Source organism: Streptomyces sp. NPDC021115, from assembly GCF_044333065.1.
GTDB lineage: Bacteria > Actinomycetota > Actinomycetes > Streptomycetales > Streptomycetaceae > Streptomyces.
Map to the genome: position 1 here is coordinate 315,838 of NZ_JBIRQF010000008.1, position 14,894 is coordinate 330,731.

A 14,894-nucleotide genomic window follows, 5' to 3' on the forward strand; every position below is an offset into this window, starting at 1 on the left:
CGTCAGGGTCAGGACGGGTCGAGCGCGGTGAGCAGCGCGTCCACGAGCGTGCGGTCGTGGTCGTAGGTGAGGCGGCTGCGGGCCGCCTCAGGGGGCAGCCAGAGCAGCCGGTCGACCTCCCGGTTCGGCACGAACGCCTCGTCGGGGACCGCCTCTGCGGCCCAGTAGCGGACCTCCTTCGGGCGGCCCCTGGCGTCGTAGTGGAGGGTGGGCAGCTCCGCGCCGGGCGTGCAGCCCATGCCGGTCTCCTCCACCACCTCGCGCACCGCGCAGTGCAGCGCGTCCTCGCCGCGCTTGAGCTTGCCCTTGGGGTGCGACCAGTCGTCGTACCGGGGGCGGTGGACGAGGGCGATCTCCAGCCCGCCGTCCCGCCCGGTGGGCCGTGCGTCGCGCGGGGTGTGCCGCCACAGCACGCAGCCCGCCGCCCGCACGGTCGTCGTCACATCCTCCCGGGAGTCGTCCCGGGGTTCACCCTGGCTCATCCGGCCGTCCCGCCTCCCCTGGCGTCTGTCCGTCCTCAGGAGGTCCGGCCCACGACCCGCCGCCACATCCGGCCGAACGCGAACCGGGCCGCCTCCACCTCGTGCCGCTGATCGGCGTGCAGCACGCCGAGCGCGTACGCCGTCGCCGGGGCGATCCGCGGCGTACGGGCCGCTGCCGCGGCCGCCGCGGCAGCCTCGGCGGCGTCACGGTGCCGCTCCAGCGCCTGCCCGGCGGCCTGCAGCCGGGTGGCCTGGGACGGTTCCGCGTCCGGCTGCGCGTTCAGCGCCGGGGGCGCTGCCATCAGGTCCAGCACCTCCAGCGCGTACCGCCGCATCCGCACCAGCCGCCGCACCTGGTGCCAGGGCGCGTCCTGCCGGTCGCTGGCGGGCGGCGAATCGGCGGCAGGCGTCGCGGCAAGCCCGTGGACCAGCGCCTCCGCGTTGTACGGATGCCCCGAACGGCCCAGCGGAAGCGCCTCCACCGCCTCGAACAGCCGCCGATTGGCCAGCTCGGCGAGCGGCGGCAGCACCTGCTCTGCGGGCCGCCCGGCGGTCGCCTCGTCGAGCGGCACCTCGGAGGCGAGCAGCGCCACGGTGTCGGCGACCGCGTGGAAGCGGGACGAGCCGAGCGCCTGGAGCGCGGCGGTGTGGGCCCGGGTCCGGGCCAGGGTGAGCTGACGTTCCAGCAACGCCCCGGCGCGGGCGGCCCCCACGGTCAGCGCCCCGCCCCGGGCCTCCTCCGCGTCCCCGGCCCGCTGATGCCCCGCCGTGCGTTCCTCCGGGGCGCCGCCGCCCCGACCCCGGCCACGGGCCGCCTCCGCGCCCCGCGTACGCCCGGCCCGACCACCCTTGGCCCCCCGCCCGGACGCCTGCCCGGCAGCCCCCGCGGACTCGGCTCCGACCGCATCCGTATCGCCTGTACCCGCGCTCCCGGCCGCACCGCTGCCCGGCGCACCCGCGCCGCCCGCACTGACCGCACCGGCGGCCTCCACGGCGGGCCCGCGGCCTGGCACACCCGGGTCGCCTGCGCCGTCGCCCCCGGCTCCGGGCACCGGCCACGCGGCATCCGCACCGGCTCCCGCAGCCCGGCCGCCCTGCCCCGGCGCGTCCGTACCGTCGGCGGACCCCGCCGCACCCGCGGCATCCCAGCCCGGCGCGCCCGAGCCCGGGCCCGTGCCGTTCGGCCCGGCGGGGGCCTCCGGCGTGCCGTCGTCGTTCCGCTCCTCGTACCCCTCGTACGGGCGGCGGGGCGCCTCCTCGCCCCGGGACCGCGTCGTGCGGGCGCCCGCTGCCGTCGGGTCCTCCGGGGACGGGCCCCTGCGGGCCGGGTCCGGGGTGCCGGTGGCCAGGGAGACGCTGCGGCGGGTGGTGCGGGACGAGCGGGGGGCGGCGGGCGACGGGCCGTCGATCCCCGCCGTGACGCCACCGCGCGCGGTGCGGGCCGCGAGGGTGGTGGGCCCGGAGGCCCCCACAGCCTCCGGATCCACGCCACCGGCCGCCGGTTCCCCGGGCGCCGCGTCCCCGTGCGGCGCCCGGTCCGGCGGTCCCCCCGCGCCCGAGAGCCGGTACAGGGCGTCGCGCAGCCGGGCCAGCCGCCCGGCGTACGCGTGCTCCAGCGCCAGCGTGCCCGACAGCCACGCCAGCTCGGCGCGCAGCTCGTCGGACCAGGCGGTGTCGGTGATCGGGCGGTAGACGGAGAGCGCGCCGCTGATCCGGCGGGCGGCGCGGCGCAGCAGGCGGGCGGCCTCGGCCGCCTCCTCGACGTCGGCGCCGCTCTCGGCGTGCAGCCGCAGGCTGCGCAGGAAGTCCCCGGCCTGGGCGTGCAGATACGCCGACAGCACCTCGCCCGCGGTGCCGGGAGCCTCGATGGCCGGGCCGTCACGGCCGTCACCGGCTTCCCCCGGCGCGGGGGCGGACGGCTCCGGGAGCCGGTCGGCCGCGCGCTTCGTCATGTCGTACCCCCCGGGACCCACGGCTGCGGCGGCGGTGCGGGGCGAGGTGCCGGGCACCCCCGCGGCCCCGGTAACCCCGACCAGCGGCAGGTCATGTCGTTGAACCACGCCGTCGCCTCCGGGCGTCTATGAGCATCTCCTGTACGTTCCGCAGCGGCTGGCCGTCCGCGTCCGTCGCATGCCGGGTCCAGCTGCCGTCCGGGCCCAGGTGCCAGGAGGAGGTGGAATCGGACATGCCGGTCTCCAGCAGACGGTTGAGCGAGGCGCGGTGGGCGGGGTCCGTGACCCGCACCAGCGCCTCGATGCGGCGGTCCAGATTGCGGTGCATCATGTCGGCGCTGCCGAGCCACACCTCCGGCTCGCCGCCGTTCCCGAACGCGAAGACGCGCGAGTGTTCGAGGAACCGGCCCAGGATGGAGCGGACCCGGATGTTCTCCGACAGCCCCTCGACGCCCGGCCGCAGCGCGCAGATGCCGCGCACCCAGATGTCGACCGGCACCCCGGCCTGGGACGCCCGGTAGAGGGCGTCGACGACGGCCTCGTCCACCATCGAGTTGACCTTGATCCGCACGGAGGCGGGCCGCCCGGCCCGGTGGTGGGTGATCTCCTTGTTGATGCGGGTGACGAGCCCGTCGCGCAGCGATCTGGGGGCGACGAGCAGCCGCCGGTAGTTCTCGCGCCGCGAGTAGCCGCTGAGCCGGTTGAACAGGTCGGAGAGGTCCGCGCCGACCTTGGGGTCGGCGGTGAGCAGCCCCAGGTCCTCGTACAGCCGGGCCGTCTTGGGGTGGTAGTTGCCGGTGCCGACGTGGGCGTAGCGGCGCAGCGTGTCGCCCTCCTGGCGGACCACCAGGGACAGCTTGCAGTGGGTCTTCAGCCCGACCAGGCCGTAGACCACATGGCACCCGGCCTCCTCCAGCTTGCGCGCCCACTTGATGTTGGCCTGCTCGTCGAACCTGGCCTTGATCTCGACCAGCACCAGCACCTGCTTGCCGGACTCGGCGGCGTCGATGAGCGCGTCGACGATCGGCGACTTGCCGGACGTCCGGTACAGCGTCTGCTTGATCGCGAGGACGTCCGGGTCGGCGGCGGCCTGCTCCAGGAACGCCTGGACGGAGGTCGAGAACGAGTCGTACGGGTGGTGCAGCAGCACATCGCGCTCGCGCAGCGCGGCGAAGATGTCGGGCGCGGAGGCGGACTCCACCTCGGCCAGATCGCGATGGGTGCCCGCGACGAACTTCGGGTACTTCAGCTCGGGCCGGTCGGACGCGGCTATGTCGAACAGCGCGGTGAGGTCGAGCGGGCCGGGCAGCGGATACACCTCGGCGTCGGAGACCTTCAGCTCGCGGACGAGCAGATCGAGGACGTACGGGTCGATCGACTCCTCGACCTCCAGCCGCACCGGAGGCCCGAAGCGGCGCCGCAGCAGCTCCTTCTCCAGCGCCTGGAGCAGGTTCTCCGCGTCGTCCTCCTCGACCTCCAGATCCTCGTTGCGGGTCACCCGGAACATGTGGTGCGCGAGCACCTCCATGCCGGGGAACAGCTCCTCCAGATGCGCCGCGATCACGTCCTCCAGCGGGACGTACCGGTGCGGGGAGGCCTCCAGGAACCGGGAGAGCAGCGGCGGAACCTTCACCCGCGCGAAGTGGTCATGGCCGCTGACCGGGTTGCGGACCACCACGGCGAGGTTCAGCGAGAGACCCGAGATGTACGGGAACGGATGCGCCGGGTCCACCGCGAGCGGCGTCAGCACCGGGAAGATCTGCTGGCGGAACAGGGTGAAGAGGCGGGACTGCTCCTTCTCCGTGAGGTCCGCCCAGCGGATCAGATGGATGCCCTCCTCCGCGAGCGCCGGGGCCACGTCCTGCTGGTAGCAGGCGGCGTGCCGGGCCATGAGCTCGCGGGACCGGGTCCAGATCAGCTCCAGCACCTCCCGGGGCTGGAGCCCGGAGGCGGAGCGGGTGGCCACGCCGGTCGCGATGCGCCGCTTGAGCCCCGCGACCCGCACCATGAAGAACTCGTCCAGGTTGCTGGCGAAGATCGCGAGGAAGTTCGCCCGCTCCAGCAGCGGGGTCGCCGGGTCCTCGGCCAGCTCCAGCACCCGCTCGTTGAACGCCAGCCAGCTGCGCTCACGGTCCAGGAACCGGTTCTGGGGCAGCTCGGCACCGCTCAGGTCCGTGCCGGCGCCCTCATCCTCGTACGTGTCCGGATCGGCGTCCAGATCGGGATCCAGCGCCCGCACGGGCGCGGAGGCGACCGCGTGCGGACGGTGCGCCGCGATGGACCCGACCGACGGCTGGGGCTGGGGCTGCGGGACGTGGACCGGTGCCTGACCGCTGGACTCGTTCATGACCTCATTGTTCCGCGCCGCGACGGAACGCGGCGTGGCGGAACGCGGCGCGGGAGCGGCACGGAGCCTCCGGTTCGAGGGATCGGGCACAGCGGGCTGCATTCAGTGATGCTTGCAACCGAGATTGAACCGTCGGTAACGGAGACATGGCGTTTGGGAAATCGGGACTCGACCCGCAGGAGTCCCGACCGCCCCGGGCGCCCCTCCCGTAGGCCCCCGCCGGGTACCCCCTGCCCTCAGGTCTCGGTGCGATACATCAGATCCGTCTCGTGCGTGACGAAGCCGAGCCGGTCGTAGACGGACACGGCGGCGAAATTGTCCGCGTCGACGTACAGCATCGCGGTCGGCAGCCCCCGCGCGGCCAGGTGCCGCAGCCCGATCGCGGTCAGCGCCCGGCCCAGGCCGCCGCCCTGCGCGTCCGGCCGCACCCCCACCACGTACACCTCGCCCAGCCGCTCCTCGGCGTGCTCCTTCGTCCAGTGGAAGCCGACGATCTCGCCCGCGCGCTCGGCCAGGAAGAACCCGGCGGGGTCGAACCACACCTCGCCCTTGCGGTCGTCCAGGTCGCGCTGGGTCAGCGAGCCCTGCTCAGGGTGGTGGGCGAAGGCGGCGGCGTTCGCGGCCAGCCAGGCGGCGTCGTCCTCGCCCGGGCGGAAGGCCCGTACGGTCACGCCCTCCGGCAGCGTGGGCTCCGGGATGCCCAGCTCGTCCGGCGACCCCAGCGGGCGCCGCATCTGCCGCAGCTCACGGAACAGGGTCAGCCCCAGCACCTGCGCCAGATGGCGCGCCGAGGCGTGCCCGCCGTGCGCCCACACCCGCAGCCGCTTCCCGGACTCCCTCAGCAGCGTCACGCCCAGCGCGCGGCCGTGCCCGCGGCCGCGGTGCGCCGGACGCACCACCAGCTCGGCGGCCGGGGCCTCCACCGGGTCGGTGTCCTCCAGCTGTGCGTAGCCGACCAGTTCCCCGCTGGGCTCGCGCAGCACCAGATGGCGCACCCCCTCCCGGCGCCCCCGCAGCTGGAGCCGCCCCTGCTCGGACACCGCCTGCTGCCCGTCGGCGCGCGCGGACTCGGCGATCAGCCGCAGCACGTCCTCCACCACGTCGGGGGCCAGCTCCTCCAGCACCTCGATCCGGCGTGCACCAGGCGTTTCGTTCACCACGTCATCCATGGGACCGAGCCTACGACCGCCCCCTTGTCCGGCAAGCCGCCGGACTCCCCGTCCCCGGCGGGTCACCCGGCTGACCGATCGTCACCGGCGGGAACTTCGGGTACGGGAGTCGACCACCGGCAACCAGCTCGTAACCTCCATCCCCCTGCCCCGCTACGCGCGTTGACCGTAAGCTTCCGCCCACCACTCACCACGGGGCACACAAGGGGACGACATGTCAGCGAGACTTGGGCGGCGCGGGGCGGCACGCCGGTTGGCCACGGCGGTCGCCGTGCTGGCCACCGCTGCCGGGGTACTGTCCGCCGCGAACCCGGCGGGGGCCGACGCCCAGCGGCACCGGCCCGGCCGCACCGTCGACGTACAGCTGCTGTCCTTCAACGACCTGCACGGCAACCTGGAGCCCCCGCAGGGCTCCTCCGGGACGGTCACCGAGGCCCAGCCGGACGGCACGACGAAGACCATCCCCGCGGGCGGCGCCGAATACCTCGCCACCGCGCTCCGCCAGGCCCGCAAGGGCCACGAGTACTCCGTCACCGCCGCGGGCGGCGACATGATCGGCGCGAGCCCGCTGATGTCCGGCCTCTTCCACGACGAGCCGACCATCGAAGCCCTCAACAAGCTCGACCTCGACGTCACCTCCGTCGGCAACCACGAGTTCGACGAGGGGCGCGCCGAGCTGACGCGCATGCAGAACGGCGGCTGCCACCCCGAGGAAGGCTGCTACGAGAAGGGCAAGACCTTCCGCGGCGCCGACTTCCCGTATCTCGCCGCCAACGTCACCGACGAGAAGACCGGCAAGCCGATCCTCAAGCCGTACACCGTCTGGCGCCACAAGGGCGTGAAGGTCGGCTTCATCGGCGTCACCCTGGAGGGCACGCCCGACGTCGTCACCGCCGAGGGCGTCAAGGGCCTGGAGTTCCACGACGAGGTCGAGACGATCAACAAGTACGCCAAGGAGCTCCAGCGCAAGGGCGTGAAGTCGATCGTCGCCCTCATCCACGAGGGCGGGCTGCCCGCCTCCGCCGCGTACAACGCCGACTGCGACAACGGCGGCGCGGGCAAGGGCATCTCGGGCCCGATCGTCGACATCGCCAAGAACATCACCCCGAAGGTCGACGCCCTGGTCACCGGCCACACCCACCAGGCGTACGCGTGCACGATCCCGGACCCGTCCGGCACCCCGCGCACCGTCACCTCCGCCGCCTCCTTCGGCCGCCTCTACACCGACACCACCCTCACCTACGACCGCCGCACCGACGACATCGTGCGCACCACGGTGAAGGGCGCCCACGCGGCGAACCACGTCGTGGACCGCGACCGGTCCAAGGCCGCCGACATGACCTCCCTCATCGGCCGCTGGAACAAGCTCGCCGCCCCCATCGCGAGCAAGCCCGTCGGCTATGTCTCCGCCGACATCAACGGGCGCGGCGCGGCGACGTACGAGACCCCGCTGGGCGACGTCATCACCGACGCCCAGCGCGAAGCGCTCGCCCCGGACGGCAAGGGCGGCGCCCAGATCGCCCTGATGAACCCCGGCGGCATCCGCTCCGACCTCGCCTACAAGGCGTCCGGCAGCGAGGGCGACGGGGTCGTGACGTACGGCGAGGCGTTCACCGTGCAGCCCTTCACCAACATGATGAACGTCCTCGACCTGACCGGAGCCCAGCTCATCACCGCGCTCCAGCAGCAGGTCAGCGGCTCCAACGAGGCATCCCCCAAGATCCTCCAGGTCTCCGAGGGCCTGACCTACACCCTCGATCTGACCAAGTCCGGCAAGGACCGGATCGTCACCGACTCGGTGAAGCTGAACGGTGAGCCGATCGATCCCGCCAGGACCTACCGCGTCGCGATGAACGAATTCCTCGCGGGCGGCGGCGACGGCTTCCCCGTCTTCAAGGACGGCAAGAACAAGCTCGTCGGCGCCTCCGACCTGGAGGCGCTGAACGCCTACCTGGGGGCGCACTCGTCGGCGTCCAAGCCCCTGGATCCGCCGAAGGCGGACCGCATCACCCTCGTGAAGTGACCCCGCCGTGAAGTGACCCCGCGCCTGTGGCCCGGCCCGAAGGCCGGGCCACAGGCGTGTCCCAGGGCCTCAGCCCAGCATCTCCCCGATCATCTCCTCGATCAGATCCGCGGCCCGCGCCGTGCCGCCCTCGGCCCGCACCTGTGCCCGCAGCTCGGCGGCCCGCCGGGCCACCTCCGCGTCCGTGGTCAGGTCGAGCAGCGCGGCGCGCAGCACCTCGGCGGTCGCGTCCGCCGTGTCGACGCGGCGGGCCACGCCCAGTTCGACCAGCCGGTCGGCGTTCATCGGCTGCTCGGCGCCCTGCGGTACGGCGATCATGGGCAGCCCGCAGTACAGGCCCTCGCCGCTGCCGCCCATCCCCGCGTGGGTGACGAACGCGTCGGCCTGCTCCAGGATCGCCAGCTGCGGCACCCACCGGTGCACCTCGACATGGGCCGGGATCTCCCCCAGCTCCGCCGGGTCGACGTAGCGGCCGATCTGGAGCACCACATGCCATCCGGGCAGATCGCCGAAGGCGGCCAGGCATTCCCGGTAGAAGCCGGGCTGCCGGGTGTAGGCCGAGCCCAGGGAGACCAGCAGCACCTTCTCGGCCTCCGCTGGGCGCTCCCAGCCGCCCTGGTCCGCGCGGTCGCCGAGGCAGGGCCCGACGAACGTCACCACCTCCTCGTCCACCCGGTCGGCGTTCGGCTGCATGGCCCGGGGGATCAGGGCGACGGCCCGCCCGGGCGGCCCGCAGAAGGCGTTCACATCGGTGGTGACCGCCCCGCAGCCGGACAGCCACGCGGCGAACTTCGCCTGGTACGCGTCGGCCCCCGGCAGCGCCATGATCTGCGCCGCCACCTCCTGCTCGTAGCCCTTCCACCCGACGAAGGACGGCGAGAGCTGCACCGCCGGGCGCCCCTGCGCCTCGGCGAGGGCCCGCCCGGCGTACCCGCCGATGTCGTACAGGTAGAGGTCGGCGGGGTCGTCGTCGTACGCGGCGCGCAGCTGCGGCAGCGCCTGGATCGCGTCGTCCAGGAAGACGGTCATCGCGGCGACGGGGTCCTCGGGCCAGTCGTTGTCGGCGACGGGCAGGGTCGAGTCGTACGGGACCAGCTCGGCACCGGTCGGCGAGATGACGTCGGCCAGATGGGAATCGTTGGCGTACGTCACGCGGTGACCGCGCGCCACCAGCTCCCGGATGATTTCCAGGCTGGGGAGCGTATGGCTGATGGCGGGGATGCCGACCATCGCGATATGGGCACGGCGGCGAGGCGTGCGAGATCGTGACATGAGAGATCACTCGATTCAGGTCTGCGGCGAAAGGGACACGGCGAACCGGCGCAGCGGCGGTCTCGCCGGTGCGCCGGAGGGAGCGGCGTGTCAGCCGTAGATCTGAAGGAATGAGTCCATGCGGGGAACGCTACCCCGGCTCTTCGCCCCGACGCCTCCCCTTTTCGCCACCGCCCCGCCCACCGCCGAACTCAGCCCGCCATAAGCGATCCCTCAGCGCCCGGCCATAGGGTCGGCCCTGCGACGGGCCGCCCGTTCTCCCCCCTCTCCCGGCGGGCCGTCGCCCTCAAAGGCTCCCCGGCGGGACGCGCTATCCCGGAAAGGGAAACGCCGCCCAGTTTTGCCCGAGCCTTTCGAAAGGGCCGCAGAGGGGCCGGGAAGGCCCGCGGACCCGTGAGCACAGCAAAAGGGGCCGCCGGACCGTGCGATACGGTCCAGCGGCCCCTCAGCCGCTCACAAGGTGACGCTTATGCGTCCTTGCTCAGGTTCGGGCCTCCACCGGCGGCGGATTCGATCGGCGGGGTGTCCGGCAGCGCCGACTTCTCCTCGCCGCGGAAGGTGAACTTCTTCTCTTCACCCTCGCCCTCGACGTCCACGACCACGATGTGGCCCGGACGCAGCTCGCCGAAGAGAATCTTCTCCGAGAGCACGTCCTCGATTTCCCGCTGAATGGTCCGGCGCAGCGGCCGGGCACCCAGCACGGGGTCGTATCCCCGCTTGGCGAGCAGCTTCTTGGCGTCACCGCTGAGCTCGATGCCCATGTCGCGGTCCTTGAGCCGCTCGTCCACCTTGGTGATCATGAGGTCGACGATCTGGATGATGTCTTCCTCGGTGAGCTGGTGGAAGACGACGGTGTCGTCGACACGGTTCAGGAACTCGGGGCGGAAGTGCTGCTTCAGCTCCTCGTTGACCTTGGCCTTCATCCGCTCGTAGCCGGTCTTCACATCGCCCTGGGCGGCGAAGCCCAGGTTGAAGCCCTTGGAGATGTCCCGGGTGCCGAGGTTGGTGGTCATGATGATGACCGTGTTCTTGAAGTCCACGACCCGGCCCTGGGAGTCGGTCAGCCGACCGTCCTCCAGGATCTGCAGCAGCGAGTTGAAGATGTCCGGGTGGGCCTTCTCGACCTCGTCGAAGAGGACCACGGAGAACGGCTTGCGGCGCACCTTCTCGGTGAGCTGGCCGCCCTCCTCGTAGCCCACGTATCCGGGCGGGGAGCCGAAGAGCCGCGAGACGGTGTGCTTCTCGCTGAACTCCGACATGTCGAGCGAGATCATCGCGTCCTCGTCGCCGAAGAGGAACTCGGCGAGAGTCTTGCTCAGCTCGGTCTTACCGACACCGGACGGGCCCGCGAAGATGAAGGAGCCGCCGGGGCGCTTCGGGTCCTTGAGGCCCGCACGCGTGCGCCGGATGGCCTGCGAGAGCGCCTTGATGGCGTCCTTCTGGCCGATGACGCGCTTGTGCAGCTCGTCCTCCATGCGCAGCAGCCGGGAGGACTCCTCCTCGGTGAGCTTGAAGACCGGGATGCCGGTGGCCGTGGCCAGGACCTCGGCGATCAGCTCCTCGTCGACCTCGGCGACGACATCCATGTCGCCGGCCTTCCACTCCTTCTCCCGCTTCGCCTTCGCGGCCAGGAGCTGCTTCTCCTTGTCGCGCAGGCCCGCGGCCATCTCGAAGTCCTGCGAGTCGATCGCGGACTCCTTCTCCCGGCGCACGTCGGCGATCTTCTCGTCGAACTCGCGCAGGTCCGGCGGCGCGGTCATCCGGCGGATCCGCATCCGGGAACCGGCCTCGTCGATCAGGTCGATCGCCTTGTCCGGCAGGAAGCGGTCCGAGATGTAGCGGTCGGCCAGGGTGGCGGCCGCGACCAGGGCCGAGTCCGTGATCGAGACGCGGTGGTGCGCCTCGTACCGGTCCCGCAGACCCTTGAGGATCTCGATGGTGTGCGGCAGCGACGGCTCGGCGACCTGGATGGGCTGGAAGCGGCGCTCGAGGGCCGCGTCCTTCTCCAGGTACTTGCGGTACTCGTCGAGCGTCGTCGCGCCGATGGTCTGGAGCTCGCCCCGCGCCAGCATCGGCTTGAGGATGCTCGCGGCGTCGATCGCGCCCTCGGCGGCGCCCGCACCCACCAGGGTGTGGAGCTCGTCGATGAACAGGATGATGTCGCCGCGGGTGCGGATCTCCTTGAGGACCTTCTTCAGGCGCTCCTCGAAGTCACCGCGGTACCGGGAACCGGCGACCAGGGCGCCCAGGTCCAGGGTGTAGAGGTGCTTGTCCTTGAGGGTCTCGGGCACCTCGCCCTTGACGATGGCCTGCGCCAGCCCCTCGACGACCGCCGTCTTGCCGACGCCGGGCTCGCCGATGAGGACCGGGTTGTTCTTGGTGCGGCGCGAAAGCACCTGCATGACCCGCTCGATCTCCTTCTCGCGCCCGATGACCGGGTCGAGCTTGGATTCGCGGGCGGCCTGCGTGAGGTTGCGGCCGAACTGGTCCAGGACGAGCGAGGTGGAGGGAGTGCCCTCCGCCGGGCCGCCGGCCGTGGCGGCTTCCTTGCCCTGGTAGCCGGAGAGCAGCTGGATGACCTGCTGCCGCACCCGGTTCAGATCGGCGCCCAGCTTCACGAGGACCTGGGCGGCGACACCCTCGCCCTCGCGGATCAGGCCGAGCAGGATGTGCTCCGTACCGATGTAGTTGTGGCCGAGCTGAAGGGCCTCGCGGAGCGACAGCTCCAGGACCTTCTTGGCACGGGGGGTGAAGGGGATGTGCCCGGACGGGGCCTGCTGGCCCTGGCCGATGATCTCCTCCACCTGCTGGCGGACCGCCTCGAGCGAAATCCCGAGGCTCTCCAGGGCCTTAGCGGCGACACCCTCACCCTCGTGGATCAGGCCCAGGAGAATGTGTTCGGTGCCGATGTAGTTGTGGTTGAGCATCCGGGCTTCTTCCTGAGCCAGGACGACAACCCGCCGCGCGCGGTCGGTGAACCTCTCGAACATCGTTAATCGCTCCTCAGAGCGGTCAGAAAGATCGGGGACGATCCCCTCCCTGTCCTTCCGCATGCTAGTCCCGCAACCCGGGACAGCTCATTCCAACTGCCGACAACCGTCCGGATCGACCCCAGTCTCACGGGGCACACAGCAGATGGCCTCCTGCCCGAACAGCCGACAACTGCTCCAACCCGATGGTGCGAGACGATGTTCCCGCAGGCCAGGCATATACGCCCACCGTCAGTACGCCGATGGCGAACGCCCCTTTCTCCCGACACGCGGACCGTCCCTCCCACTAGGGATGTCTTACCCGCACGCACGGACACTCCATGCCGGGCGGGCCGGTTCCCTCCGCTACGGGCGAACAACCTTGCGCCCGTTCACCACCCCTGCACGCCCCCGGACGCTCACAGCACGCGGTCGACCGCGCACGGGACGTAACCTTCGGGGAGGGAGACAGTTTCTCTGGGCATGATCTCCACCGCCGCGGCGCCGTCCGGCCGCTCAGAGGACCGCCCGGCCCCCGGACCGTGCCCGCGGGAGCGGGGCGCACAGGAGTGCGCGCGGTGGTACGAGCGGGAGCTGAGCTGGCCGACGACCGGCAGCGGTCCCGTCGAACTGCTCACGGGGGTGGCATTCGACGTACTGGAGCTGCCGGTCGCCGCCGGTTTCGCGCTGCTGCGACGCGTACCGCGGACCGGTCCGGTCGCGGTGGAGGGCCCCTGGATGCGGCTGCTGGTGGCCGCGGGCGGCGCCGACGAGCTGCCGGGGCTGCTCGACTGGCTGGAGTGGGGCGGGATTCCGCTGGACCTGACCGCACTCGGCGCCGGCGGCCGGATCACCGCTCCGTGCCCCTCCGCCTCGTGGCCTCCGCCCGGAGGACCCGCGGCGCCAGGGACATCCGTCCGACGGTGCCCGCAGGAGGCCGCCGTATGGCTGCGGCCTCCCGAGCCGGGGGGCGGGGTGGAGCCGACGCTGCCGGTCACCGGCTTCGGGGACGATGGGGGCGCCCCCGACCTCGTGCGGCTCGTGGGTGCGGCGGCCACGGAGTGCCACCGAGCCCGGTTGCTGCGCGCCCGGCCACTGCCCAGGCAGCGGCGGGCCGGGGAAGGGTGACGCGGTCAGCCGTTGGCCTTCTCGTACGCCTCACGAACGGTCGCCGGAACACGGCCGCGGTCGTTGACCTCGTAGCCGTTCTCCTTGGCCCAGGCGCGGATCTTCGCGGTGTCCTGACCGCTGCCCGACGCGGCGCGCGCCTTGCCACGGCCACCGGAAGCCCGGCCACCGGTGCGACGGCCACCCTTGGTGAACGGCTCCAGGGCATCCCGGAGCTTGTCCGCGTTGGTCGTGTTGAGGTCGATCTCGTAGCTCTTGCCGTCCAGCGCGAACGTCACGGTCTCGTCCGCCTCGCCGCCGTCGAGGTCGTCGACAAGAAGGACCTGAACCTTCTGTGCCATGGGGTTCCTTTCAGGGAAAACGGGGGGCTCGGGGGTGCGGCGTTAGCCGCTGATGTCTCACCCCCAGGTAATTACACTACGGGAGAATAGGAAACCGCTTTTCCCGGAAAAACACAAACCCTCCGGGAAGGTTCGGCCGATCGACCAAGCGGGAAGGCTGATGGAACCCTCTGTTCCGGAGCTATGTGATAGGGGCGCGATTCGGACATAGGCACCGCGATCACAGTTGCAGAAGCATCCGGCTGTTGCCAAGGGTGTTCGGCTTCACCCGTTCGAGACCCAGGAACTCGGCGACGCCCTCGTCATAGGAACGCAGCAGCTCGCTGTAGACATCCCCGTCGACCGGCGTCTCGCCGATCTCCACGAAGCCGTGCTTGACGAAGAAGTCGACTTCGAAGGTGAGGCAGAAAATGCGCCGGACGCCGAGCCAGCGCGCCGTCTGCAACAGCTTGTCGAGCACCAGGTGGCCTACACCACTCCCCTTGTGGGCGGGATCCACCGCGAGAGTACGAACCTCGGCGAGGTCTTCCCACATGACGTGGAGTGCGCCGCAGCCAATGACCTCAGCGTCCTCGTCCCGCTCCGCGACCCAGAACTCCTGGATGTCCTCGTAAAGGGTCACCGTGGCTTTGTCGAGCAGGATGCGATCGCCCACGTAGGAGTCGATGAGCCGGCGCACGGCCCGTACATCGCCGGTCCGGGCGCGGCGGACGGTGACTACTTTTGATAGTGCAGAGGACATGGCCGGACGCTATCGCCCCGGCTCATCCCCCCGACTCACCGGGGTTCTCACCGGCGCTCTCTCCGGGCTCGCCGAGTTGTGCGACGCGCATGGCATCCCGCAGTGCATCTCGCTGCTCTTCGGACATCATCCCGAAGAACGCGACGAGAGCGGCTGCCGGGTTGTCACTGGTCGACCACGCTTCGTTCATCAGTGCGGCCGAGTAGGCGGCCCGGGTGGAGACCGCGGCATATCGATAGGCGCGGCCTTGGACCTCCCTGCGGAGCCAGCCCTTGTGATGGAGGTTGTCCATTACGGTCATGACCGTCGTGTAGGCGATCGAGCGTTCTCGCTGAAGGTCTTCCAGGACTTCTCGGACCGTGACCGGGCGGTTCCACTTCCACACCCGCGTCATGACCGCGTCTTCCAGCTCTCCCAATGGCCGAGGCACATGTGAATAATAGTGGGAGATGTACCGAATGTCGGGGGA

General features: G+C 71.4%; 11 protein-coding genes and 1 pseudogene. 2 read left to right on the top strand and 10 right to left on the bottom strand.

Going from position 1 to position 14,894, the window contains the following annotated elements:
• Nucleotides 1–8: 8 nt before the first annotated feature.
• From ACH4TL_RS25710 to mshD, 5 genes and pseudogenes are all read right to left on the bottom strand, one after another.
• A complete protein-coding gene (locus tag ACH4TL_RS25710) occupies nt 9–482 on the bottom strand; it encodes an NUDIX hydrolase (protein ID WP_398318892.1) in 474 nt (157 codons plus the stop codon).
• A gap of 35 nt (nt 483–517) precedes the next feature.
• Entirely contained in the window at nt 518–1,534 is a 1,017-nt protein-coding gene (locus ACH4TL_RS25715; RefSeq protein WP_398319692.1) for a hypothetical protein, read from the bottom strand.
• 519 nt (nt 1,535–2,053) lie between these two features.
• Nucleotides 2,054–2,434: pseudogene (locus tag ACH4TL_RS25720) on the bottom strand (CHAD domain-containing protein); the annotation flags it as partial.
• A gap of 91 nt (nt 2,435–2,525) precedes the next feature.
• Nucleotides 2,526–4,781 carry an RNA degradosome polyphosphate kinase gene (locus ACH4TL_RS25725; protein ID WP_398318889.1) on the bottom strand — a complete coding sequence of 752 codons (2,256 nt, stop codon included), beginning with the start codon at nt 4,779–4,781 and terminating at the stop codon, nt 2,526–2,528.
• Between the two features lie 236 nt (nt 4,782–5,017).
• The gene (gene mshD, locus ACH4TL_RS25730; RefSeq protein ID WP_398318886.1) at nt 5,018–5,950 is read right to left on the bottom strand and encodes a mycothiol synthase; all 933 of its coding nucleotides are present in this window, start codon (nt 5,948–5,950) and stop codon (nt 5,018–5,020) included.
• A 214-nt stretch (nt 5,951–6,164) separates the two neighbouring features.
• Between mshD and ACH4TL_RS25735 the strand changes: the two genes are divergently transcribed.
• Nucleotides 6,165–7,973, top strand: a complete 1,809-nt coding sequence (locus ACH4TL_RS25735) for a bifunctional metallophosphatase/5'-nucleotidase (protein WP_398318883.1) — start codon at nt 6,165–6,167, stop codon at nt 7,971–7,973.
• A gap of 69 nt (nt 7,974–8,042) precedes the next feature.
• Here the strand turns inward: ACH4TL_RS25735 and ACH4TL_RS25740 are convergent, their stop codons facing one another.
• Together ACH4TL_RS25740 and ACH4TL_RS25745 are read right to left on the bottom strand one after the other, a co-directional pair.
• The gene (locus tag ACH4TL_RS25740) at nt 8,043–9,245 is read right to left on the bottom strand and encodes a macrolide family glycosyltransferase (protein ID WP_398318880.1); all 1,203 of its coding nucleotides are present in this window, start codon (nt 9,243–9,245) and stop codon (nt 8,043–8,045) included.
• Nucleotides 9,246–9,712: 467 nt separating this feature from the next.
• Nucleotides 9,713–12,235 (bottom strand): ATP-dependent Clp protease ATP-binding subunit, encoded by a 2,523-nt coding sequence (locus tag ACH4TL_RS25745; RefSeq protein ID WP_398318877.1) that lies wholly within the window; start codon nt 12,233–12,235, stop codon nt 9,713–9,715.
• Nucleotides 12,236–12,697: 462 nt separating this feature from the next.
• Here ACH4TL_RS25745 and ACH4TL_RS25750 point away from each other — a divergent pair, with 462 nt between their 5' ends.
• The gene (locus tag ACH4TL_RS25750; protein ID WP_398318874.1) at nt 12,698–13,342 is read left to right on the top strand and encodes an SCO3374 family protein; all 645 of its coding nucleotides are present in this window, start codon (nt 12,698–12,700) and stop codon (nt 13,340–13,342) included.
• A gap of 5 nt (nt 13,343–13,347) precedes the next feature.
• Here ACH4TL_RS25750 and ACH4TL_RS25755 read toward each other — a convergent pair whose 3' ends face one another.
• From ACH4TL_RS25755 to ACH4TL_RS25765, 3 genes are all read right to left on the bottom strand, one after another.
• Nucleotides 13,348–13,683 (bottom strand): Lsr2 family protein, encoded by a 336-nt coding sequence (locus tag ACH4TL_RS25755; protein WP_398318872.1) that lies wholly within the window; start codon nt 13,681–13,683, stop codon nt 13,348–13,350.
• 220 nt (nt 13,684–13,903) lie between these two features.
• Nucleotides 13,904–14,425 carry an amino-acid N-acetyltransferase gene (locus tag ACH4TL_RS25760; RefSeq protein WP_398318869.1) on the bottom strand — a complete coding sequence of 174 codons (522 nt, stop codon included), beginning with the start codon at nt 14,423–14,425 and terminating at the stop codon, nt 13,904–13,906.
• Nucleotides 14,426–14,447: 22 nt separating this feature from the next.
• Nucleotides 14,448–14,855 (bottom strand): BlaI/MecI/CopY family transcriptional regulator, encoded by a 408-nt coding sequence (locus ACH4TL_RS25765; protein ID WP_398318866.1) that lies wholly within the window; start codon nt 14,853–14,855, stop codon nt 14,448–14,450.
• Between the last annotated feature and the right edge of the window lie 39 nt (nt 14,856–14,894).